General features: G+C 67.2%; 19 protein-coding genes and 3 pseudogenes. 7 read left to right on the top strand and 15 right to left on the bottom strand.

The genetic code is table 11. The annotated features are described in order from the left end of the window. Positions 1–379: 379 nt before the first annotated feature. The 7 genes and pseudogenes from EAH86_RS19075 to EAH86_RS19040 form a co-directional block, all read right to left on the bottom strand. Positions 380–1,153 (bottom strand): annotated as a pseudogene (locus EAH86_RS19075) (transposase); the annotation flags it as partial. An 85-nt stretch (positions 1,154–1,238) separates the two neighbouring features. Then, a pseudogene (locus EAH86_RS19070) lies at positions 1,239–1,775 on the bottom strand (IS110 family transposase); the annotation flags it as partial. 692 nt (positions 1,776–2,467) lie between these two features. Next, positions 2,468–2,794 (bottom strand): hypothetical protein, encoded by a 327-nt coding sequence (locus tag EAH86_RS19060; RefSeq protein ID WP_140743708.1) that lies wholly within the window; start codon positions 2,792–2,794, stop codon positions 2,468–2,470. A gap of 155 nt (positions 2,795–2,949) precedes the next feature. Further along, the gene (locus EAH86_RS19055) at positions 2,950–4,002 is read right to left on the bottom strand and encodes a PD40 domain-containing protein (RefSeq protein WP_140743706.1); all 1,053 of its coding nucleotides are present in this window, start codon (positions 4,000–4,002) and stop codon (positions 2,950–2,952) included. After that, complete coding sequence (locus EAH86_RS19050; RefSeq protein WP_161988711.1) at positions 3,999–4,550, bottom strand: sigma-70 family RNA polymerase sigma factor; 552 nt, start codon at positions 4,548–4,550, stop codon at positions 3,999–4,001. The genes EAH86_RS19055 and EAH86_RS19050 overlap by 4 nt, the downstream gene beginning before the upstream one ends. 250 nt (positions 4,551–4,800) lie before the next feature. After that, entirely contained in the window at positions 4,801–5,082 is a 282-nt protein-coding gene (locus EAH86_RS19045) for a hypothetical protein (RefSeq protein ID WP_140743702.1), read from the bottom strand. Between the two features lie 968 nt (positions 5,083–6,050). Then, complete coding sequence (locus tag EAH86_RS19040) at positions 6,051–7,112, bottom strand: IS110 family transposase (protein WP_170212827.1); 1,062 nt, start codon at positions 7,110–7,112, stop codon at positions 6,051–6,053. A 667-nt stretch (positions 7,113–7,779) separates the two neighbouring features. Between EAH86_RS19040 and EAH86_RS19035 the strand changes: the two genes are divergently transcribed. The 3 genes from EAH86_RS19035 to EAH86_RS19025 are packed head-to-tail and all read left to right on the top strand — an operon-like array spanning position 7,780 to position 10,214. Beyond that, positions 7,780–8,859 (top strand): sensor histidine kinase, encoded by a 1,080-nt coding sequence (locus tag EAH86_RS19035; RefSeq protein ID WP_161988710.1) that lies wholly within the window; start codon positions 7,780–7,782, stop codon positions 8,857–8,859. Beyond that, complete coding sequence (locus EAH86_RS19030; RefSeq protein ID WP_140743698.1) at positions 8,852–9,178, top strand: antibiotic biosynthesis monooxygenase family protein; 327 nt, start codon at positions 8,852–8,854, stop codon at positions 9,176–9,178. Before EAH86_RS19035 ends, EAH86_RS19030 begins: the two co-directional genes overlap by 8 nt. Positions 9,179–9,185: 7 nt before the next feature. Continuing rightward, the gene (locus EAH86_RS19025) at positions 9,186–10,214 is read left to right on the top strand and encodes a cobalamin B12-binding domain-containing protein (RefSeq protein ID WP_140743696.1); all 1,029 of its coding nucleotides are present in this window, start codon (positions 9,186–9,188) and stop codon (positions 10,212–10,214) included. A 193-nt stretch (positions 10,215–10,407) separates the two neighbouring features. On the opposite strand, the gene EAH86_RS19020 is transcribed toward EAH86_RS19025, so the two are convergent. Next, entirely contained in the window at positions 10,408–11,469 is a 1,062-nt protein-coding gene (locus EAH86_RS19020) for an IS110 family transposase (protein WP_170212826.1), read from the bottom strand. A gap of 605 nt (positions 11,470–12,074) precedes the next feature. Here EAH86_RS19020 and EAH86_RS19015 point away from each other — a divergent pair. Continuing rightward, positions 12,075–12,791 carry a hypothetical protein gene (locus EAH86_RS19015; protein WP_140743694.1) on the top strand — a complete coding sequence of 239 codons (717 nt, stop codon included), beginning with the start codon at positions 12,075–12,077 and terminating at the stop codon, positions 12,789–12,791. A gap of 320 nt (positions 12,792–13,111) precedes the next feature. Continuing rightward, the gene (locus EAH86_RS19010) at positions 13,112–14,104 is read left to right on the top strand and encodes an IS481 family transposase (protein ID WP_140743692.1); all 993 of its coding nucleotides are present in this window, start codon (positions 13,112–13,114) and stop codon (positions 14,102–14,104) included. Between the two features lie 491 nt (positions 14,105–14,595). On the opposite strand, the gene EAH86_RS19005 is transcribed toward EAH86_RS19010, so the two are convergent. Both EAH86_RS19005 and EAH86_RS19000 read right to left on the bottom strand, forming a co-directional pair. Then, the gene (locus EAH86_RS19005; RefSeq protein WP_241668461.1) at positions 14,596–15,246 is read right to left on the bottom strand and encodes a response regulator transcription factor; all 651 of its coding nucleotides are present in this window, start codon (positions 15,244–15,246) and stop codon (positions 14,596–14,598) included. 20 nt (positions 15,247–15,266) lie between these two features. After that, a complete protein-coding gene (locus tag EAH86_RS19000) occupies positions 15,267–17,231 on the bottom strand; it encodes a sensor histidine kinase (protein WP_161988709.1) in 1,965 nt (654 codons plus the stop codon). Positions 17,232–17,366: 135 nt separating this feature from the next. On the opposite strand from EAH86_RS19000, the gene EAH86_RS18995 reads away from it, so the two are divergent. Continuing rightward, complete coding sequence (locus EAH86_RS18995) at positions 17,367–18,029, top strand: hypothetical protein (protein WP_140743686.1); 663 nt, start codon at positions 17,367–17,369, stop codon at positions 18,027–18,029. An 83-nt stretch (positions 18,030–18,112) separates the two neighbouring features. Next, complete coding sequence (locus EAH86_RS18990) at positions 18,113–18,544, top strand: hypothetical protein (protein WP_140743684.1); 432 nt, start codon at positions 18,113–18,115, stop codon at positions 18,542–18,544. 180 nt (positions 18,545–18,724) lie between these two features. Here EAH86_RS18990 and EAH86_RS18985 read toward each other — a convergent pair whose 3' ends face one another. The 5 genes and pseudogenes from EAH86_RS18985 to EAH86_RS20575 form a co-directional block, all read right to left on the bottom strand. Next, a complete protein-coding gene (locus EAH86_RS18985) occupies positions 18,725–19,630 on the bottom strand; it encodes an alpha/beta fold hydrolase (protein ID WP_140743682.1) in 906 nt (301 codons plus the stop codon). A gap of 112 nt (positions 19,631–19,742) precedes the next feature. After that, on the bottom strand, positions 19,743–20,816 hold the full coding sequence (locus tag EAH86_RS18980) for a YihY/virulence factor BrkB family protein (RefSeq protein WP_140743680.1): 1,074 nt from the start codon (positions 20,814–20,816) through the stop codon (positions 19,743–19,745). 9 nt (positions 20,817–20,825) lie between these two features. Further along, on the bottom strand, positions 20,826–21,635 hold the full coding sequence (locus tag EAH86_RS18975; RefSeq protein ID WP_161988708.1) for a sigma-70 family RNA polymerase sigma factor: 810 nt from the start codon (positions 21,633–21,635) through the stop codon (positions 20,826–20,828). 163 nt (positions 21,636–21,798) lie between these two features. After that, on the bottom strand, positions 21,799–22,029 hold the full coding sequence (locus tag EAH86_RS21070; protein WP_170212825.1) for an NAD(P)H-hydrate dehydratase: 231 nt from the start codon (positions 22,027–22,029) through the stop codon (positions 21,799–21,801). Continuing rightward, positions 21,989–22,390, bottom strand: a pseudogene (locus EAH86_RS20575) (histidine phosphatase family protein); the annotation flags it as partial. The gene EAH86_RS21070 and the pseudogene EAH86_RS20575, both read right to left, overlap by 41 nt. Between the last annotated feature and the right edge of the window lie 49 nt (positions 22,391–22,439).

The raw sequence follows: 22,439 nt of genomic DNA, 5'->3' as shown, positions 1-22,439 counted from the left end.
ACCACCGGCCCCACTCAGCGATCGGCAAGGCCGCACCCATCACCAGATTGGACAACCTGGCTGGACATCACAGCTGATATGGAGTGACCTGCTGTCAAGTGGGCAGGGTGAGGCGCCGACCGGATGGTGGTCTGGTCGGCGCCTCAGTGCTCGGCTCGAGTGCCTGGGTTGGCGTGCGTGTCAGGTCGACGCGCGGTCTGGCTGATATGCGCGGGTTGGTTACCGCAGGACGGTGCTGTTCGGCTGGAGCGGGTCCGCATCTCTAGGATCGAGCGTCACGGTCAGGATCACGGATCCTGTTGTGGCTCATAGCTGAATCGCGGATCACTCCTCGCGCTGCCGCCAACGTCGGCTGGGGAGTCGAGCAGCCTTGGGGGGTTCAGTCCATGACGGCCAGCGACCAGCACCAGCCGGCCAGCTCGCGGGCGATGGCGATGTTGGCGACCACGTGCCGTTTGCCGCGGTCGTTGAATCGGACCCACCGCTGGTGCAGGCGCCGGTTCCCGGCATCGCCGCGGGCCCGTGCCGGCGCGGGTGCCAGGTCCCACCGGTCGCGCATCGTCTTGCCCACCACGTACCGGCCCTGGTGGTGCCACGCAGCCTCGACGAGCAGCCGGCGGGCGTGACCGTTGCCGGTCTTGGTGATCCCGCCCTGGACCCGGGAGGCACCCGATGAGTATTCGCACGGCACGAGCCCGACGTAGGACCCGATCGAGGTTCCGGTGAACCTGGACCAGTCACCGATCTCGACCGCGAGGGCGAACCCGGTCAGGGTGGAGACACCGCGAAGGCAGCCCAGCCGGCGCACGACCGGGGTGAACTCGGACTCGGCGGCCATCGTGGTGATGGCCGCGTCGAGGCGGTCGCGGCGGGCCGCGACCATCAGCACGGCGTCATAGTCGTTGTCGAACGCCAACCGGGTAGCGGCGCCCGGCAGGTGCTGCTGGCGCAGCCACGCGTCGTGCCGCCCGGTCCATGCCTGCCCGCCTGAGTACACGATCCCGTTGCGCAGCAACAGTTTCGAGAGTCGGTGTCGGGCCCGCATCAGATCACCGCGACAGTCCTCCCGAGCACGCACCAGGTCACGGGCGGCTTCCTGGTCGACGCTGGGCACCGTCACCGACGTCACCTCGTCCAGGCGCAGTAGCCGTGCNCGAGGCGGTCGCGGCGGGCCGCGACCATCAGCACGGCGTCATAGTCGTTGTCGAACGCCAACCGGGTAGCGGCGCCCGGCAGGTGCTGCTGGCGCAGCCACGCGTCGTGCCGCCCGGTCCATGCCTGCCCGCCTGAGTACACGATCCCGTTGCGCAGCAACAGTTTCGAGAGTCGGTGTCGGGCCCGCATCAGATCACCGCGACAGTCCTCCCGAGCACGCACCAGGTCACGGGCGGCTTCCTGGTCGACGCTGGGCACCGTCACCGACGTCACCTCGTCCAGGCGCAGTAGCCGTGCCAGGTGCAGCGCGTCGCGCTGGTCGGTCTTGACCCGGTCACCACTGGGCCGCTGCAGCTTGCTCGGCGCCGCGACCTCACACCGCACCCCCGCCGCTCGCAGCGCCCGGTACAGACCGAACCCCGTCGGGCCCGCCTCATACGTCGCCGCCACCGGTCCGGGAAGGTCTTGAACCCACCGCAAAACCACCTGGTGATCCGGCGTCAGCCGGGCCTTGAACACCTCACCAGTCACACCATCGATCGCCGCAGCGACGACCGATCGTGCGTGCACATCCAGTCCCACACTCGTACGCTCAGAGAACACCGGGGCCTCCCACACATGTCGGATAGGCCGAGCAGGCAGCCCCTACTCGGTAACCCACGAATCTGTGTGAGTGAGGCCCCGGCCCGCAACCACCCAGCCAGCCCGAGCAGTCACTCCATACCGTCTAGNTCATACGTCGCCGCCACCGGTCCGGGAAGGTCTTGAACCCACCGCAAAACCACCTGGTGATCCGGCGTCAGCCGGGCCTTGAACACCTCACCAGTCACACCATCGATCGCCGCAGCGACGACCGATCGTGCGTGCACATCCAGTCCCACACTCGTACGCTCAGAGAACACCGGGGCCTCCCACACATGTCGGATAGGCCGAGCAGGCAGCCCCTACTCGGTAACCCACGAATCTGTGTGAGTGAGGCCCCGGCCCGCAACCACCCAGCCAGCCCGAGCAGTCACTCCATACCGTCTAGCCGCGCCCCCCACCTAAGCCATCACGAACAGCTCTGCCGATGCACGAGAGGGGCCTATGCGCAACAAACGACCACGAGCTCGCAGCGTTGCTTTCAAAGGCGTACCCACTCCTCGAGAAGCGCGTCTATCCGCCGTGTCAGCTCGCCCAGGTTGACGGGGGCGTGACAGTCGAACCCGCGTCCTTTCCGCACGCCGGCGAGAAGATGGCCTCATGGCCGCACGAGGCGACGCCTCGACTCTGATGCTTTGAGACGGGGCACGGTCGCCGGCCCCCGTTTTGCTCACCGACCGTGTGGCCTGAATGCCGGAGCTTCGGCTGCGTTGGCCGACCCGGCATGCCCGCCGGTGAGCTCCTGGCGGTGCTCGGCAGCGTTGGCCGAGGAGTTGCCGTTGGTCACCGTGGCCCAGGTGGCGAAGAGGGTTGAGCCGTAGGCGATCCGGGACTTGACCCGGTCGCTATCGGGTATGGCGGACTGCTGAGTTTGCACGGCACCTGCAGCTTGGCGAGCCGATGCCTGGACTGGGACGGCGCCGAGGACGACCAGGGCCAGGGCGACTGTGGTGGCGGCGGTGGTAGTACCGGTGTGGTTGGTGTGGGTGAGTTTCATTGACTTATCCCTTCTTCGGTGAGCTGCTCCAGGCAGCGGCGACCGTGACGACACAGGACGAGGCCGGTGGCGCTGCCTAGGTGAGGTGGCGTGGGGGTGGGAGAGGGATTGCGTGCGTTACTCCGCGGCGGTGAGCACGGCCGGATCCAGGCCGCTCACCGCGTTGGGGTGGTGGCCGGCACGGACCGCCAGGCGACCGTGCCGATCCCGCTTGGCGTGCCTTTGACGGCATTGGAGAGCATGGTGGTGACGCGGCCGTCGGCTCCGATCTCGACCAGGCTTGCCCGATCCTGGTTCAGGGTGGACACGGCCACCCGTCCACCGGGCGACAGGTCCATCCACGGTCGCACTGCGGCGAAGCATTCGCAGTGCCCTATCTGGGCGACCACGCGGAGGTCCAGCCCGTCTGCGCGGATCGAGCGCACTGAGAGGTCGTTGCTGTGACCGTCCCGAAGACCGCGCCACTGCAGGTACATGAAGCTCTGACCGTCCGGCGACCAGCGGGGATCGCCTAGGTCCGGATACGGCCCGAACTTGAAGAGCACCTCGGGGCGCCCACCGCCCAGGTCGACCGTCATGACGGACGCTTCCGCGTTGGCCATGCCGGTCAGGGCGATCCGGCCGGCCGCGTTCACGTCCAGACCGGTCACCGACCAGCCCGCAGGCAGGGGGACGGTGCTCGCTTCGCCGCCCTCGACCGCAATCCGGACCAGTCCATTTGGGGAGGCTGTGAGGACCTGCGTGGAGTCCGGCGACCACGCCACCGGGCACGAGGGTTGTCGGCACGGCCCGAGTTTGCGGTCCGTTCCGGTGTTGACGTCGACCACGTGCACGTCGCCGGCGCCGTAGGCGAGTTTCGAGCCGTCTGGGGAGAACGACATTGGTGCAGGCGCGCCGGTCTTGACCTTGCCAGTCAGGGCGGGAAGCGACCCAGCGACCACGGTCAGCCCCGTGCCGTTCTGGAACACCAGCGACTCCACCTTGGCGGCCGGCGTCGGGGCGGCTGGCAGGGCCTGTCGGCGCGGCCACGGGGCGGTGACGACCAGCAGGACGAGCGCGGCGACGGCCGCGGCGGCGACCAGCCACCCGACCCGGTCGCGGGTGCGGTCGTGGCGCAGGTCTCGGAACTGGGCGTCGACGTCCAGTGTGCGCGTGGTCTCCGCCCACAAGTCCGCGCTAGCGCCGCGAGCCAGCTCCTCCAGGCTCATGACTCCACCTCCATCGGAAGACCTATCGTGCGCGCCAGCGACTGCCGGGCCCGGCTCAGGTGAACCTTCACGGACCCCTGGGACACTTGCAGCGTGCGGGCCACGTCCGCGACCGAGAGGTCGAATACGTAGTGCAACGCCACCACCTGCGCCTGGCGCCGCGGCAGGGATCGCACCAACTGCCAGAACTCGCCGGTACCGCCCAGCTGGTCGACGATCTGAGGCGCCCCCGAGCGTCGGAAAGCCCTGGCTTCAGCCAGTCGGCGACGGAACTGCGACACCGCCAGATTCGCGCAGGTGCGCCGGACATAAGCCTCCGGATGCTGCAACTCCCGGATCGTCGACCACCGGCGGTAGGCCACCATCATCGCCTCCTGTGCCACATCCTCGGCCAACCCCGGTGGCGCCAGCGCCCGCGCCAAAACCACGAGGCCCGGAAGCTCGGCACGATAGAAGTCTTCGAACGACCGACCCTGCCCCGTGAAGGCAGGCGACAGCCCCTCACCCGGCTTCTGCGGCCGGGCGCCGACCCGCGGCGCGTTCGTCATGCCCACTAATCGCCCCAGACGCACCCGCGGGTTGACACCCGCGGCAACCATTCACCAATTCGAGCCACCCCGCCACCGTCCCAAGGCAGCTATGTCAGCGGATCCACCGCAGGTTGGAGAGCAGCCACCACGTCGCGAGGCCAGAGTCGGACCCCGGGCGGCTAACCGACGAGCGAAAGTGCGACACACCGCCGCATGACGACCAAGATGGCGGTGCCATGGGCAGCACTCGTAGCGTGCCCCTTTGGCGTCATCGCTTCCGTGGCGCTCCGCGCTCCCACCAATCGACCACCGGACGCTCAAGGATGATGTTCGCGGCCAGCTCGGGGTCACCAAGGTTGCAGAACTTCCACAGTTCCTTGGCCGCCCGCGAATATTGGAACAGGACCTGGTCAACGTCGAAGGCATCCAACTCGCCGCCGCGGAAGCGATCGATCGCGTCGTCCACGCGCTGTACCAGAAGAGCCAACTGGCTCTCGTGGTAACGCCCCACGGCCTCTCGAGCGGCTTGTCGGTAGGACTTGGTGGTCACTGATTGAGGCTAGTCCGGGACCTCGCGACCGCGCGACCTGCGGGGAGCGGACGTTTCGCAGTGGTGTTCGCCTTTGAAGTACAGCAAGCCCGCGCCCGCGTCCGACTCCCAGACATGTCCGAGCCACTACACCTCTCGTCCGGGCGGCGGCTTTGCGTCGGGCCATCGAGCCTGTGCTGCCTCTCAGGAGTGCCCCTCGATCAAAGGGTTCTAGCGTGGGCCTCGAGCGCTTCTTGCACTGTTTCGGCAATCATCCGGTCGACTGCTAGTCGCAGTGGCGCCCCTTCTGGGAGTTGAAGATCGATGATGCGGAAGATGTTCGCCTTCAGTCCGTCACTGGCCCGGCTTGTGCTGACAGCGGTGATCCTGGCCGACTTGATCGAGATGACTTCCGCAGGGTCCCGGCGCCTACGAGGTTGGAGGAGTAGGTCGGAATCCTGTACCAGGCAATGAACTTGGCGCCATCGGGGTCGTCCTTGTGAACCGGTCGACCCTGCTATGGCTGTGAATCTCACGGCTTGGGTTGGATCATGCGCGCGCCCGGATTGAACGACAGCAGTCACGGCGGGGTCTTTGAGTTTCTGGATGATCGGGACCAAGAGTCCGGCCCCCAGGCCCACAGCGACGGGCACCGCCGCGGCCGTGGGTACTACCGTCGCCACCACCGTGACGGCCGCCAGGACGACCCAGACCTTCCAGTTCCTGACCATGAGCAGGATCAGTCGGCTACCCGAGCGCGGAGGCAGGTTCAGGGGAGGTTCTGCGGTCCTGCCGGTCATGGGGTCCGCCTGAGGTATGAGGGGCAGGGAAAGCCCCTGCACTTCCGAAAATCGTTGCACGCCACGCGTCCCTTCAATGAGTAAGTCACGCGAATTCGTGCCGGTTAGACAGCTCCCGCCTTCGCCGGGCCGACCTCAACACGCACTCATCTGCCGCTGTCCGGGTCGGTGCGACGCTCCTATGCTTCGTCAAGCAGCTGCGTCCCCACCTTCAAGTAGGCGGTATAGGTCGCGTGCGACGTAGCGAGCCAGGCAGCGTTTGATCTCGCGGCCGGTCTTGCCTTCGGCAGTGCGGCGAGCGACGTAGTCGCGGGTGGCTGGTTGGTATTGGATCCGGCTTTGGACCACGGTGTGCAGTGCCGTGTTGAGCTGCCGGTCGCCGTAACGGTTCAGCCGATAACGGGTGGTGATTTGGCCGCTGTTGGCGGGGATCGGCGCTACGCCGGCGAGCATCGCGAATGCGGCCTCGGAATGGACGCGGCCGGGGTGGGACCAGGCGCACAACACCGTTGCAGCGACGATCGGCCCGACCCCGAACTCCTCGAGCAGGTCAGGGCGCCAGCTGCGGATGATGGCCAGGATCTCCTTTTGCAACTCACGTGCCTCCTTCAGCATCGCGTGGGCGCGACGAGCCAGGGTCCGCAGCGCGACGACGGTGCTGGTCGTCTCGACGTCCCACGCTGACTGAACACGCAGCTTGGCGGCGGTGTTGAGCATCGCGGCGAGCTTCTGGCCGCGGAACCTGACTCGGATCGGTTCCGGCGCAGCGATCACGAGGCTGAACACCTGTAGCTGCGCCTCGGTGGAGGCGTTGATCGCTGAGCGGCGAGCGGTCAAAAGCACTGACAGGGCTTGGCGTTCGCTTCCGCTGCGCGGTGTTCCCAACCGCGGTCGCGCCATCGCCTCACGCGCGGCTCGGATCGCATCAAGGGGATCGGACTTCGCGCCGTTGCGTCGCGCAGCCCGCTTCGGACGGTCCAACTCGACGACGAGCTCCGATGACTCCAGCAGGTGACGGCTCAGACCGGCGCCGTGGCCGCCGGTCCCTTCGATCGCCCAGGCCCGCGACATCGGATAGTTGTTGGCGAACTCCACCAGCTCGGCATAGCCCGCGGCTGTCGCCTCGACGGTGATCTCGCCGAGGACTCCACCGGTGGCGCTGTCGATGACCGCCGCGGAGTGGGAATGGACGTAGGTGTCGACGCCGATGACGACATCGACCACCTCGCGCAGATCGGTCAGACTGTTCATGCGTTCTCTCCTTCGCCGGACGGGACGTGGTTCCGGTCCGGGACGAAGGCTCGGCAGAACTGTGATGAGACACGCCCAGCGCCGCTAACGCCGGGTGGTCAAGCTCCTAATCAGGCCAGCTCCTCCGACCGGGCCGGGGCCGGCGACCGCGAGCGGACACGTCGCACCAAGGCACGAAAGCCAGTCTTTCCGGGGGTCACACCCGCAGTCGCCAACCCACAGCCCATCACCATCAGGCTGCAATGGCGATTCTCACAGTCTTCCCGCCGCCACGTCCCTGACTGGATCTTCTCGGACCGTTCGCAGCGCCTTCAGGACCATTGGCTCTAGTCGGGGCAGTCACCGGCGAGGACGGTGAGTGTGCCGGGACAGTCCCGGGTCCGGAGGGTCGCCATGTCCAGCAACATCCGCCAGGCCTCACCCGCAGCGGGGGCGACTTCAGGGAGAACGAGGTGCCCCAGCCCCCGATGGGGTCGAAGAGCTGACGGCACGCGTCCGGGGCAGTATCAGAGGCATGTTCACCATTCCGGGGCCAGACGGACGGAGGGTGACCCGTGCCGACACTAGACACCGCATGGCTTGCGTCAAGGGTGCTGCTAGAACGCGACGTGCTCACCCACGAGTCCCTCGCCGCATGGCGAGGCCCATTTTTGAGGCACAACATCGCATGACGCTCTTGGACCAGTTCCTGGCGGAGAGCGAATCCGTCGCGGCCGCGCTGGTGGAGGACGACGGAACCATTCTCGAGTCCAACTTGGCCCTTGGGCACCTGGTGGGATCGACGCCGTCCCTCCACGAAATCGTCGTCCCTGCCCAGCGCGCGATTCTGACCACCCTGCTGACCGAAGCGGGGCCGGGCTGGCACTTCGTCCAGGCGGGCCTCGTACGCTCAAGTGGAGACGTCGTCGACTGCAGGATCTGGGCAGTTGTCCACCGGGATCGCATCCTCGTTCTCGCGGAGCCGCTGCGGAGGCCGGGCGAGAAGCTGAACGCACTCCTGCTGGAGCTCAACGACGATCTGCTCAAGGCGCGCCGCGAGCTCGGGGCCAAGAACCGGCGGCTCCGCGAGCTCGACGAACTGAAGAACATGTTCCTCGCCTCGGCAACCCATGACCTCAAGACACCGCTGACTTCGATCCTCGGCTACGCCGAGATGCTCGGGGAGGAGCGACTCCCGGCCGGGGCCCGAGGAATGGCGCTGACGATCGAGAACAGCGCACATCGCTTGCTCGTGATGATCAACGACCTCCTGGGTGCCGCCTCGATCATGACCGGCGAGCTGAAGCTGGAGCGAAGTCAGACCGATCTCGTGTCGGTCGTCCGGCAGGCCGTGGACGGAATTCGCCCAGCAGCCCGGGCGGGTCACGTGACGATCACCCAGGGCGGCACCGAGTCCGCGAAGGCGCTCGTCGATGAGCGGCGCGTATTGCAGACCCTGGACAACCTGCTGTCGAACGCCGTCAAGTACTCCCCCCAGGGTGGGCAGGTGACTATCACGTGCCAAACCGAGGGGCACGATGTCAGCATCACCGTCGCGGACACGGGCATCGGGATCCCCGCCTCGGACCTCAAACAGCTGTTCGGACGGTACTTCCGTGCCTCCACGGCCCTCGACCGCGGCATCGAGGGCACCGGTCTCGGCCTCGCCAACGCGCGCTCGTTCGCCGAGGCGCACGGGGGAAGACTCACCTGCACCAGCGAGCCGGGCGTCGGTTCCACGTTTACCTTGGTGCTTCCTCATGGCTGACGGGGACGAGAGCACCTACGTCTCGGTCTCGCACCTGCGGATCGCCGAGGAGGAGGCACCCGGTTTGATCCAGGCCTTCCGACAGCGGGTGCACCTCGTGGACTCCGCGCTCGGGTTCCAGCGACTCGAGGTGTGGCAGGGCTCCGAGCCCGGCGAGATCCTCATGGTGAGCTGGTGGCGCGACCGCGAGTGCTTCAAGGCCTACATGCGCAGTCCGGAGCACCGCACCTCCCACGACCGGATCACCCCCGAGCTGCGGGACCACATCAAGCTCGAACGGCTCCAGAACATCACCAGCTACCAGGTCGTCGCCGAATGAGCCCGGCATGAGGACGGAGCTCGCCGCAGAGATTGGTCGCGCCCGCGACTCGGTGGCCGACCTGGTAACCACCACCTTCCTGTCGGCCCATCCTGACTGGGTCGAACGCTACGGCGACCAGGCGACGGAACACGGAGTCAAGGACGCCCGGCACCACATCGACTTCCTGCAGGCAGCGGTCGAGCTGGGCGACCCCGCGACCTTCTGCGACTACGCACTGTGGTGCCGCGACCTTCTCGACGCACGGGGGATCGGCGTCGACTTCCTCATCGAGAACCTCGCAGAGATCCGCGACGAGCTGGCCAGCCGGCTGTCGCCCCCGGCCGTCGAGGCGGTGAACCTCGCGATAGCGGCAGGGCTACAGGGGCTGGCTGCCGGGCAGGACTCCCCCCGGGCCGAGGTCGACCGGCTCTCGCCCGCGTGCCGCCTCTATCTCTCGGCCTCCGTTACCGGTCGGCGTGAGGATGCGCTTGCCATCGTGCGACGAGAAGTCATCGCCGGGGCGTCGCCCCTGGATGTCTACATCGACATCTTCCAGACGGCTCTCTACGAGGTGGGCCGCCGCTGGCAGACCACCGGACTCACCATCGCCGAAGAGCACATGGCTACGGCGACAACCCAGTTCATCCTCAGCGTGCTCCAGGAGGAGCAACCGCACGCCGCGAGCCAAATGGGGACGGTCGTAGTCACCGGAGTCGTCAACGAACGGCACGTGGTGGGTGCCAGCATCGTGTCCAACGTGTTGGAGGCGGAGGGGTGGGACGTGCGCTTCGTTGGCTCGGACCTGCCTCACGACGCCATCGTCTCGGCGATCAACCGCTACGGGGCTGGCCTCGTAGCCATCTCAGTCACCATGAGCGGGTGCGTGGCACATGCCGGTGACCTGATCGCGCAGATTCGCCGAAGCTGTACGACCGCTCCACGCATTATCGTCGGCGGTGCTGCCTTCCTCCACGATCGACAGTTGTGGCGGACCATCGGTGCGGACGGCTTCGCCGCGGACGCTCGAAGCGTCGCGACGCTTGCCCACGGCTGACCCTGACTGCCCACTCCCTCGGCAACAGAGCGGGCACTCGCCCGCATAGCCCAGCCTCTCTCAGGCCAAGCGGTCGGACGATCCGCCAGCGGACGAGCCCTCTGCCAGTCTCGTGGCCCACGAGGCCTAACAAGAGGCCGAGGACAGAGGCCGAGGACAGAGGCCGAGGACCGTGCGAAGCTCCTATGCTTCGTCAAGCAGCTGCGCCCCCGCTTTCAAGTAGGCGGTATAGGTCGCGTGCGACGTAGCGAGCCAGGCAGCGTTTGATCTCGCGGCTGGTCTTGCCTTCGGCAGTGCGGCGAGCGACGTAGTCGCGGGTGGCTGGTTGGTATTGGATCCGGCTTTGGACCACGGTGTGCAGTGCCGTGTTGAGCTGCCGGTCGCCATATCGGTTGAGCCGATAGCGGGTGGTGATTTGGCCGCTGTTGGCCGGGATCGGTGCCACGCCGGCGAGCATCGCGAATGCGGCCTCGGAATGGACGCGGCCGGGGTGGGACCAGGCGCACAACACCGTCGCGGCCACGATCGGTCCGACGCCGAACTCCTCGAGCAGGTCAGGGCGCCAGCTGCGGATGATGGCCACGATCGACTTCTGCAGCTCCCGTGCCTCCTTCAGCATCGCGTGGGCGCGACGAGCCAGGGTCCGCAGCGGCACCACCGTGCTGGTCGTCTCGGTGTCCCAGGAGGCATGCACTCGCAGGTTCGCGGCGGTGTTGAGCATCGCGGCAAGCTTCTGGGCGCGGAACCTGACTCGGATGGGTTCGGGTGCTGCGATCACCAGGCCGAACACCTGCTGCTGGGCCTCGGTGGAGGCATTGATCGCGGAGCGGCGAGCAGCCACAAGCACTGATAGTGCTTGGCGTTCGCCCCCGGCGCGAGGTGTTCCCAACCGCGGTCGAGCCATCGCCTCACGCGCGGCTCGGATCCCATCAAGGGGATCGGTCTTCGCGCCGTTTCGGCGCGCAGCCCGCTTCGGACGGTCCAGCTCGATGACGAGCTCCGATGACTCCAGCAGGTGACGACTCAGACCGGCGCCGTGGCCGCCGGTCCCTTCGATCGCCCAAGCCCGCGACATCGGGTGGTTGTTGGCGAACTCCACCAGCTCGGCATAGCCCTGGGCTGTCGCCTCGACGGTGATCTCGTCGAGGACACCACCAGTGGCAGCATCGACCACGGCCGCGCAGTGGGTGTGGACGTGGGTGTCGACGCCGATGACGACATCGACCAGGTCGCGCAGATCGGTCAGACTGTTCATGCGTTCTCTCCTTCGCCGGACGGGACGTGGTTCCGGTCCGGGACGGAGGCTCGGCAGGACTGTGATGAGACACATCCGGCGCCGCTAACGCCAGGTGGTCAAGCTCCTGATCAGGCCAGTTCCTCCAACCGGGCCGGGGCCGGTGACCACGAGCGGACAGGTCGCAGCAAGGCACAAAGCCAGTCATTCCGGGGGCCACACCCGCAGTCGCCAACCCACAGCCCATCGCCTTCAGGCTGCATTGGCGATCCTCACAGTCTTTCCGCCCCCAAGTCCCCGACTGGATCTTCTCGGACCGTTCGCAGCGCCGTTCAGGACCATTGGCTCTAGTCGGGGCAGTCACCGACGAGGACGGTGAGTGTGCCGGGACAGTCCCGGGTCCGGAGGGTCGCCATGTCCAGCAACATCCGCCAGGCCTCACCCGCAGCGGGGGCGACTTCAGGGGCCAGGTGCCCCAGCCCCCGATGGGGTCGAAGAGCTGATGGCACGCGTCCGGGGCAGTATCAAGGGCATGTTGACCATTCCGGGGCCAGACGGACGGAGGGTGACGCGTGCTGACACTAGACGCCGCATGGCTTGCGTCAAGGGAGCCGCTAGAACGCGACGTGCTGACCCAAGAGTCCCTCGCCGCCTCCCTCGAGCACCGTCTGTACGGGCTCGAAGTTGACCAGGGGCAACTCAAGCGCGGTTGTGACTACGCCGGCGAGGTCGGGCTCGCGGCGGTCCTGTGTCGCCCAGATCACGTGGCCACGGCCGCCCGGCGGCTGACCGGGACCGGCGTCGCGGCGGTGACGACTCTGGCCTTCCATGACTCCACGCGGCAGCAGGACCCCGCGGACCTAGCCCTGGAAGCACTTGAACTGGTCTCCGCGGGCGCTTCAGAGGTGGGTTTGATCGTCGCACCCGGGCTGAACGGCGAGGGCTGCCTCAATCTGATCCGTGAGCAGATACAGGCCGTCGTCGAGGCCGTCGCACCTCAGCACCGCAAGGTCCGCGTGCTGCTCAACACGACCGACGCGTCCAACGACCAGATAAGGGCCTGCACAGCACTAGTGGGCGCGGCAGGCCCGACGCTCGTCCAAGGAGGGTCATTTCACGGCGACCGCGCGACGTACTCGCAGATCGAGGCGATGCGTGACGCGCTGCCCACCGACGTCCTGCTGAAATGGACCCAGCCGGTGAAGTCGGTCGAGATGCTGCTGGTCTGCATGGCGTTGGGCGTCAACAGGTTCAACGGTGACATCCCGGCGCTCTTGACCGCGGCCAAGCGCAGCGCACAGCTCGGACCGCTCATGCTCCCGATCAACGGCGTCGACTTCTAACTGTGCATCGAGCCGCCTGACCCGTCCCGTGCAGGCCGCCACGCCCCCTAGCCCGCGCGGGGTCCTAGACACGCAGCACCCGCGCCTACTTGCCCCTTAGGGCCCTCCGACGCGGGTGACACTCCCTCAGACCCAGACGGTGCTCCAGTTCCCGGGAAACAGCCACAGCCCAAACGAGTCATATGCGGCCCCTAGGTGTACTGACCGGGCACGTTGGTTGAGGTTGTGTGACGACACGATCTGAAGGTGCTTGATAGGCGAAGACCTCCGGGCGTGGAGTGGAGCTGTCTAGGAACCGCTCCACCACCCAGGAGGTCTTCGTGTCCCACGCTAACGCTGCTTTGACCCCGCGCGCCCGGTTGCGGCTGGCTCGTCTGATCGTCGACCAAGGCTGGCCGGTGGCCAGGGCCGCGGAACGGTATGACGTGTCGTGGCCGACCGCGAAGCGGTGGGCCGACCGGTATGCCGTGATGGGTCAGGCCGGAATGGGCGACCGGTCCTCACGCCCGCACCGGTCCCCGAACCGCACCCCCCAACCAGTGGTCCGCAAGATCGTGCACCTGCGCTGGAAGCAACGCCTGGGCCCGGTCGCGATCGCCGACCAGGTCGGCGTGGCCGCCTCGACGGTGCACGCGGTGCTGGTGCGGTGCCGGCTGAACCGGCTCAGCCATGTGGACCGTGTCAGCGGCGAACCGGTCCGCCGCTACGAGCACCCCTACCCCGGCGCCCTGCTCCACGTGGACGTCAAGAAGCTCGGCAACGTCCCCGACGGCGGCGGGTGGCGTTACGTCGGGCGCAAGCAGGGACTCAAGAACCGCGACGCCACCCCCAACAAGCCTCGCAACCCCTGGTACCACGCCAAACTCGGCACCGCGTTCGTGCACACCGTCCTGGACGACCACTCCCGGGTCGCCTACGCCGAGATCCACGACGACGAAACAGCCGCCACCGCGGCCTCGGTCCTACGACGCGCGGTGGCCTGGTTCGCGGCCCGAGGCGTGCTCGTCGAACGAGTCCTGTCCGACAACGGCAGCGCATATCGCAGCCACTTGTGGCGCGACACCTGCGCCGAGCTGGGCATCACCCCTAAGCGGACCCGGCCCTACCGACCCCAAACCAACGGCAAGATCGAACGCTTCCACCGCACGATGGCCGACGGGTGGGCGTTCAAGAAGTTCTATTCCTCCGAAGACACTCGCCGCAAAGCCCTGCCAGCATGGATCCACCAGTACAACCACCACCGGCCTCATACCGCGATCGGCAAGGCCACGCCCATCAGCCGCTTGACCAACCTCTCCGGTCAGTACACCTAGGTGCCGATGGCAGCATTGACGGTTCCGGCCCCTCCCTGCACTTCGCGACGCCATCGATGCGATCAACGATGGCCAACGCCTTGTCGTGGAGGCGAAGGGGGCGGCCAGCTCCAAGGCCACCACCAAGTGCTACGGCCAGCCCTTCACCGGCAACCAAGTCAGTTCACCCATCGACGTCGCTGTCGTCCGAGCTCTCCACTCAGCGTCCAGCGGCATCGCCTACCCACCTTGGCCTTCCCCGACAATCGACATCACCGCGACCACGTTGACGCCATTGCGCCAGCACTCGCACATTTGCGAATCGGCATCTTCTGGGTCTGGGCCGACCACGAGGTGACGCTGCAGCTCCCCGGGATAACGAAATCTGAGGGGTGCGTCTATCCGCCCAGAACGACTCAGCGAGCGATTCCGGCGAATCAACCGTCGATCCGGAACCACCGTTGCGACGATGATTCAGAACTTCGGCTGGCTCGCTTTCCACAAAGGCAAGTTCAGGGCCGCGGTAGGTGTCGCATCTCCGCGGTTGCGGGTGGTCGCACGCCGAGGTGGAGGAGGACGGCGTGAACCCGCCGGTTGGCATCTTCGCTGTCGGCTATGTCGAGTTTCTGGAGCAGCCGGCGGGCGTGGGCCTCGACGGTCCGTTCGCTTAGCACCAGCCGTTTCGCGATGCCAGTGTTCGTCATCCCCTGCGCCATCAACCCGAGCACCTCGTGCTCACGCTCGGTGAGTTGGGCAAGGCTGTCGTGGGGAGCCTTCCGGTTGAGCAGCGCAGCGGTTACCTGAGGGTCGAGCGCCGACCCCCCCTCGGCGACTCGAGCTACGGCGCCGAGAAACTCCGAGACGTCGAGCACTCGGTCCTTCAGCAGATAGCCGAACCCGCCCAGACCGGCGAGTTCCACGCTGTGGGCCGTCTCGATGTGTTGTGAGAGGAGGACGACACCCAGGTCGGGCCAGGCCGACTTGAGCGCGGCTGCCGCACGGGTGCCCTCGTCGGTGAACGACGGTGGCATTCTGACGTCGAGGACGACGACATGTGGCGAGTGCTCACGCACCGCGTCTTCCAGGCCGTCGCAATCGCCCAATGAGGCGACGACCTCGTGCCCTGCGTCGCGGAACAACCCGGCCAGGCCCTCGCGCAGCAATGCTTGGTCCTCGACAAGGATCACCCGCATGGCAGCTCCGCGGTGAGCAGAGTTCCCTGCGTGCCTGACTCCACGTGGAGCCGGCCACCGACAGCGGCGACCCGGTCGGCCAGACCCGCCAATCCGGACCCCTCCCGCGCCCGCGCACCTCCCACGCCGTCATCGGCGACGGAGACGACCAGCGAGCCGTTTTGGCGCACGACTCGCATGGTGACCGCTGTGGCTCGCGCGTGCTTGATGACGTTGGTGAGGCCCTCGCATCCGACGAAGTAGGCGGTCGTCTCCGTGCTGCGATCCAGACGCTCGGGATCGGCATCCACGATGACGGGGATGGGTGAACGTCCCGCAAGCTCCCGGAAAGCCGCGGCGATCCCCAAGTCGAGCTGAGGCGGGGGCAACCGGTGGGCGAGCCTACGCAGCTCCTCGATCGTCGCCGCCAGATCTGCGACCAGCCCGTCCACGCGATCCGCGTCCTCGTGTGCACCGGTGGTGCGCAGCCTGCCCTCGATCCCACGCAGCCCTAGGCCGACGGTCACCAGCCACTGTTGAGCACCGTCATGCAGGTCGCGCTGGATCCGGCGGCGCTCCTCATCCGCGGCCCCCGCGATGCGCGCCCGTGACCGATCGAGCTCGTCGAGCTGGCGGTTGAGCTCGACGCCCAACCGCGCCACCTGCAGTGCCAGTCGACCGTGCTCCACCAGATGACGAACTCGCGATGGTCGGGCCGGGTCGCCGGTGTCGAGGTACTGGACCACGGCTTCCGGGACACCGGCACGCTCCAGCCGTACGACAGCCAGGCCGGGGTCGAGTTCTGCCGCCCGGCCGCGCAGGTCGGCGAATCCACCAGACGCCGGCAGGAACAGCAACAGGCGCAGCTGCGGGTCACGCAGCGCCTCCCGGAGCACGTCCTGGATCCGGTCAGGCTGCTCGGTGCCCGATCTGAGGCCCTCGAGGAAACTGTCGACCCGCAGCCGGGCGGAATGGCCGTCGCGGTCGAACCTCCTGTCCAGGACGAGCCGCACCGCGCGCAAGGCAGGACGGAAGAGCGCTGCCGCTGCCAGGGTCGCTGCGGCCACCTGCCAAGCCGACGACCTGCCGACGACAATGCCCAGAGAGACGCTGACTCCCGCATACACCGTCAGGACGAAGACCGAAACGCAGGCGTAGGCCACCGACCGCAAGATGATCAGGTCGACGTCGAAGAGCCGATACCGCAGCACCGCAGCGCCGAGCCCGATGACCATCGCCGACAGCACGAGAGGCGACACGACGCGGACGATCGGAGACACGCTCCACAGGACGATGGACACGGGCAGCATGAGCGCGAGCAGGACTCCCGCGAAGCCCACCCACTTGAGTTGTTGACGCACGGTCCGGTCTGCGTGACGGAACCGCACCACCAGCGACACTGCCGCACCTGCGGCCGACAGCGACAGCAGCACCCCCCCAACGACGGTGAGCTGCTGGCCTGGCAACCAGTCGACGGCAAATCGGTTGAGCTCCCCGGTGAGGGCATTGACCGACGACGGGCTGAACGACCAGCCGACGACGTAGGCCGACGTGCCTGCGACTGCGGCCCATACCGCGATTCGCCACCTGCGGTCGGGCAATCGGCCGGTAGGGCTGTAGAGCAGGGCGAGCACCCACATCAAGGCTCCAGGACACCAGCTCACCAGCCCGACCCACTGGGCGACCTCACCGCCGCTCCAGCCCTCGTCAACGGCGCGCAGGCCCCACCCGATCGCTAGCTCGGAGGTCACCGCACCCTGCAGCCCGAAGAGGCAGAGGATCCAGCCGACCGGGTGGCCGGGCATTCGGCTCACAATCAGCGCGCCTACAGCTGTCACCGTCAGGTTGTAGACGGCGAAGAAGATCGTGTCGTACGGCGACCTCAGACCCCAGGGCAGCACCACTGCCCCCACCTCGGCGAGCACCGCCAACCCCAGACACGCTGAGGCCACCACGCCGGGCTGGGTTGCACGCACCTGCTCATCATGGCTGCTGCAGGGCCCCGAGGGCATCAGTGTCACCACTCCATCGGATTGAGGTGGTGCCGCCGATGCGTTTGCCACCTTCTCCTTCCTAGCGTGGACGGCGTCCGCTCAATGAAGGAGATCCCCGTGACCACCCATCTCGATGCACCGGCCACAAGCACGGCAACCAACCGCTCAAAGACCCGCACCATCAGCCAGCTCCTACCCGGAGCCGCCGCTCTGGTGTATGCAGGGGTACAGCTCGACGGCGGGATCATCGCCGCTGCGTATCGCAGCATCTCCACAGTGCCTGACGACCGGCTCAACTTCCCGTTCTCCGGATCGCTGGCCACCGCGACCTCGCTGACCTGGGGACTAACTCAGGCCCTGTTCGTCGTCACTCTCGTCGCGTTCGCGCGCAGCGGGGCGGTCGGAGCGAGCCGACCTGGCCGCATCGGCGCGTGGATGGCGGTGGCGGGCAGCATCGTCTACGTCGCCGCCCACGCGGTCAGCCTGACCTTTCGCGACGCCCGCCTGGACGACCCCGCCGGCCGGGTCGCGATCACGCTGTTCGTTCTCGCGACGCTGCTGACCGCCGTCGGGTTCATTTTGGCCGGCGTGGCCGTCGCCCGTGCGGGGTGCTGGACGGCCTGGCGGCGTTATCCCGTTCTCGCGGTCGGGGTCTGGGTGCTCTGCATGCTGCCGTTGCAGTTCACCTCCTTGCTCCCGCTCTCGGTCGCGGTCTTTGCCGCGACAATCGCCGCGTTCGCGGTTGCCCTCCTCGCCCAGCCGGAAGACCGCAAGCAATGACGGCGTGTTCCCATCCTGAACAACTCGCGTGGTCCGGCCGCGACTGGCGGATGCCGGTATGGCTCTGGGTCGGACTAGCGACGATGTTCGTCAGCGCGTTGCACATCACCATCGATTTCGGCGTCGGCCTGTTCGACCTGCACGGAACGCTGAGTCTGACCGAAGCGACAACGCTTGTCGGCATTGCGCTCATCCAGCTCTGGTGGGCGATTTCCTTCATGGCGGGCGCGCAGGGCAACGGCAGCGGCGTCGCCAGCGCCGGGATCCTCGGCGCCGGCTGGGCGGCGCTCACCAACGGCTACCCGATTGTCTACTGCCCGCCCGTATGTAAAGAGGCGCGGCCGTTGACCGACCTCGGCCACGTTGGCAGCATCGTGTTCGGCATCCTGCTGGCATTCGTCGCCATCTGGTCGCTGTGGCGTGCCCGGACGCGACCAGGGTGGATCATGCCGGGCATTGCGGCGGCCTTGGTGATCTGGACTCTCGTGTCGCTGGCGAACACCACGATCGCATAAGCGCACGACAACGGCATGCCGAGGCTTGCCTTCTTCACCGTTTTTGGCCGCACGGCTATGTCTGACTCAGGTCGTCGCCGGCGCCCTGGTGGCGACCTTCCTGCAAACGAAGACATCGGTCAAGGAAGTAGGCCGAGCGAACCAATCTGCCATGGGGTGGTGGGATGCCGAGGACGATGATCAACCCTGGTCGTGTTTCGCGTCGGCGATGTCGACCAAGAACGTGGTCAGGACTGTTGCTAGTTGCTCGGGGTTCTCCTCCGCCATGTGATGACCGCTGTCGATCCGCGCGGTATGTATCGGGGCCTCGACCCAGTCCCGCCAGATCGTTGAGGGGTCGCCGTACAGATGCTCCATGTCGTCATGGATGGACCAGGCGACCAGGGTTGGGCAGGTGATCATATGGCCGCGCTCCCTGTCGGCCCGGTCGCTCGCATCGTCCACCGACAACCCAGCCCGGTAGTCCTCGAGCATCCCCCGCACCGTGTCCGGATCCTGTAGTGCTGCCGCGACATATTCGAAGTTCTCAGCCCCCATCGCGGCACGTGTCTTGTCGTCCAACCCATACCAGGCAATGGGGTCGGCATTGATGACACGCTCCGCATGTGGTGAGCCAGCGAAGAAGAACCAGTGCCACCACTTGGTGGCGAATCTGGCGTCGGCCCGCTCGACCGCTTCAGCCAAGGGCACTCCGTCCAGAACGGCCAGCGCGCGGATGAGGTCCGGGTGGTCCAGAGCGCAGCGGTAGGCCACGCCCTGGCCACGGTCGTGCCCGACCACCGAGAAGCGGTCGTGTCCGAGCTGGTGCAGCAGCGCTACCACATCGTTGGCCATCGACCGGTCGCTGTACGTCGTGTGGGCGGCGTCAGGACTCGGCTTTCCCGAGCGGCCGTATCCACGCAGGTCCGGGCACACGACCGTGAAACCTCGCTCGGCCAGGAGCGGCGCGACGCGGTACCACGTCGTGTGAGCTCGTGGGTGACCGTGCAGGAGCACCACTGCTGGGCCGCTGCCCCCTGACCGGCCGTGCACACGAACACCCGTGACCAGATCCAGGTCCCACTCGTCAAAGCCCGGAAAGAACATGCCACCCACTCAAGCAGACCCGGCCAGATCAACGAGCCGGGCAGTAGCTCGCGCAACATGCGCCGATGCCCTCAGTCCCGCCAAGCGAGGTCCCAGGCCTGCTCCCGGTATCTCAACGAACGTCTTGATCGCCCCCTCGAGTAGCGCGCAGGCGGCGCCCACGCTCCACGTCCTCGGCTTCCTTCGCGTCCGCCTTGACGGTGCCACGGGTGTCACGCGCCGGCAGCTGCACCGTCTCCTCGGCGGGGATGCCGGACTGGAGTTCGCGTCCGCGCTCGAGCTCGGCGTCGAGCTCGGCGCCGAACAGCAGCGCCACGTTGGTGATCCACAACCACAGGAGGAAGACGACGACACCTGCCAGTGCGCCATACGTCTTGTCGTAGTTGGAGAACGTGCTGACGTAGAAGCCGAAGGCGGCCGACGCGAGGATCCAGACCACGATCGCGATGACCGCACCAACGCTCACCCAGCGGAAGTGTGGTTGCTTCACGTTGGGTGTGACGTAGTAGAGGATCGCCACCACGAGGATGACCACGAAGAGGATCACCGGCCACTTGGCGATGTTCCAGACCCACAGGGCTGTCGAACCGAGTCCGATCGCCTCTCCCACTGCTTTGGCTGCGGGACCGGTCAGCACGAGCGCCATCGCCACCAGCGCGACCAGGACGACCGCGACCAGCGTCACCGCCAGCATGACGGGGCGCAGCTTCCAGAACGGCCGACCTTCGCGGATCTGGTAGATCCGGTTCATGGCACGCCCGAACGAGCCGATGTAGCCAGAAGCAGACCACAGGGCGGTCGCGAGCCCCACCACAAAGGCGATCCCGGCGGCCCCGTCCCGATCTGCCATGGTCTTGAGCGTCGGTCCGAGCGTGTCCGCGGCCGAGCCGGCGCCGACGTCGCGCAGGATCCCCAGCAGCGTGTCGACGGTCTGCTGGCCCTGGCCGAAGAGGCCGACAAGGGACAGGAGGGCGATGAGAGCGGGGAACAACGCCAGGACGGCGTAGTAGGTCAGGGCCGCCGCGAGGTCGGTGCACTGGTCTTTGCTGAACTCGCGAAGGGTCTTTCGCGCGATGTACTGCCACGACTCGCGCGTGACCTCCGTCGGCGAGTCGGGGACGGCGGCATCCGAGCTTGAGGATTGGCGATCGGCTTCGTGGTGCGTGGAGTGGGCTTCGGCGGACATGACGCTCCTTCAGGCGGCGAGGGCCGGGTCGGTCAACCTTTGGCGCAACTTGGACAGGATCGAGGTGAGAAGTCGAGACACCTGCATCTGGCTCACGCCGAGGACCAGGCCGATGTCCGACTGGGTACGCTCCTCGATGAAGCGCAGCCGGACGATGAGTCGCTCACGCTCGGTGAGGTCACCGAGCGCCGTGCGAAGCGCGCTGAGACTGAGCATCCGGTCGATGTCGGCGCTCTCATCGACGATGGCTTCAGGCCAAAGGTCGTCCCGGTCATCGGAATCGAGGGAGACCGCCGAGTACGCGGACCTGCACAGTCTGGCTCGGGTGACCTCGTCGCGGTCGAGCCCGAGGGCGTCCGCGACCTCATCGCTAGTGGGGACACGGTGCAGGCGATGGGCGAGTTGCTCCTCCTGGGCAGTCATCAGCGCGCCCACCTCCTGGAGTCGGCGCGGAGGGCGCACCGACCAGCCGCAGTCACGGAAGTGTCGTTTCACCTCACCCGAGATCGTCGGCATGGCGTAAGCGGCGAAGCAGCTGCCGAGCCCCGGCCGATAGCCGGCCGCGGCTTTGACCAGTCCCAGCCGACCCACCTGGACGAGGTCCTCGTGGTCGATCCCGCGACCGGAGTAGCGGCTCGCCACCTGCTCGGGCAGGTCGAGAGTGAGCAGCACCGCCTCGTCGCGCAGTGTCTCAGCTTCGTGCGGGTCGGTTGCCTCTAGGGCCCGCTGGAGCAGCAGCTCTGCGCGGTCGTGCGGCGCCATCGGTGGCGTCTGCGCGCCGACGCTGGTCGCGCTCAGGGTCGTCGATCTGAATGACATCGGCAGGGTGGTCCCGTCCTTGCAGAGAACGGTGGCGCCGCTGTTGGACCACGTGATGTGTTGTTCCCAAGACAACCATGAGCAACAGACAATCGCCATCGGAGGCACGCGAGATCCGGTTTGCGTCCGTCTGAGCGGGCCATCGCGAGTACACGACGACCGTTCAGGGTGCCTGCGACGACAGCTGCGTCATCACCCGCGGGACCCACGGGAGCACCTCTCGGGCGAGGAAGCCCACCGGTGCCTGGTGCTCACTGACCGCCCTGCCTGCGGTCAGGTGGAGCACCACGCCCCAGGCTGCCGCACCCTCTGCCGGAACGCTTCGGGCCATGAGCTCGGCGACGATGCCTGCCTTGACATCGCCGGACCCTGCGACGCTCGTCGCCGAACTCATCGCGGATGCCGGTGCCGGTGAGCCCGTCGAACAGCCCCAGCTCGCGTTCGCGCAGCCGCTCGTCGCGCATCACCGGGGTAGCGAGACCGGCCGTGGCGAGCGCCAGCTCGGCCGTGTCCGCGCTTCGCCGGTAGGGCGAGCTGACGACGCCAGTCGGTCTCGCGGTCGCGCCCAGCTCGCGCAGATGCCGACCCAGTGCGTCCGCCTGTTCGCGCCCCGTGTCCGAGAGGGGCACGTCCGCGTCGCGGTCTTGCAGATCGAGTCGGGCGGCCCCGGCTTCACGGGCCGCGCGATCCGCCAGGTTACCGATGCTCTCGCCGTGACGCACCAGCACGAGGCTGGCCGGTCCGAGTCGCTGCATGTCGAGCACGAAGCTCTCCCTCCTCGCGAGCACCATCGTTGGTCGCTCT

The organism is Pedococcus bigeumensis, assembly GCF_006438965.1.
Taxonomy (GTDB): domain Bacteria; phylum Actinomycetota; class Actinomycetes; order Actinomycetales; family Dermatophilaceae; genus Pedococcus; species Pedococcus bigeumensis_A.
The sequence above is the reverse complement of the archived record's forward strand: the minus strand, read 5'-3'. Positions and strand labels throughout refer to the sequence as shown.

Coding starts and splice junctions, on each gene's coding strand:
- EAH86_RS19060 (WP_140743708.1), bottom strand. CDS start 2,794: ATGAAACTCACCCACACCAACCACACCGGTACTACCACCGCCGCCACC.
- EAH86_RS19055 (WP_140743706.1), bottom strand. CDS start 4,002: ATGAGCCTGGAGGAGCTGGCTCGCGGCGCTAGCGCGGACTTGTGGGCG.
- EAH86_RS19050 (WP_161988711.1), bottom strand. CDS start 4,550: ATGACGAACGCGCCGCGGGTCGGCGCCCGGCCGCAGAAGCCGGGTGAG.
- EAH86_RS19040 (WP_170212827.1), bottom strand. CDS start 7,112: ATGAACAGTCTGACCGATCTGCGCGAGGTGGTCGATGTCGTCATCGGC.
- EAH86_RS19035 (WP_161988710.1), top strand. CDS start 7,780: ATGACGCTCTTGGACCAGTTCCTGGCGGAGAGCGAATCCGTCGCGGCC.
- EAH86_RS19030 (WP_140743698.1), top strand. CDS start 8,852: ATGGCTGACGGGGACGAGAGCACCTACGTCTCGGTCTCGCACCTGCGG.
- EAH86_RS19025 (WP_140743696.1), top strand. CDS start 9,186: ATGAGGACGGAGCTCGCCGCAGAGATTGGTCGCGCCCGCGACTCGGTG.
- EAH86_RS19020 (WP_170212826.1), bottom strand. CDS start 11,469: ATGAACAGTCTGACCGATCTGCGCGACCTGGTCGATGTCGTCATCGGC.
- EAH86_RS18990 (WP_140743684.1), top strand. CDS start 18,113: ATGTTCGTCAGCGCGTTGCACATCACCATCGATTTCGGCGTCGGCCTG.
- EAH86_RS18985 (WP_140743682.1), bottom strand. CDS start 19,630: ATGTTCTTTCCGGGCTTTGACGAGTGGGACCTGGATCTGGTCACGGGT.
- EAH86_RS18980 (WP_140743680.1), bottom strand. CDS start 20,816: ATGTCCGCCGAAGCCCACTCCACGCACCACGAAGCCGATCGCCAATCC.
- EAH86_RS18975 (WP_161988708.1), bottom strand. CDS start 21,635: ATGTCATTCAGATCGACGACCCTGAGCGCGACCAGCGTCGGCGCGCAG.
- EAH86_RS21070 (WP_170212825.1), bottom strand. CDS start 22,029: ATGAGTTCGGCGACGAGCGTCGCAGGGTCCGGCGATGTCAAGGCAGGC.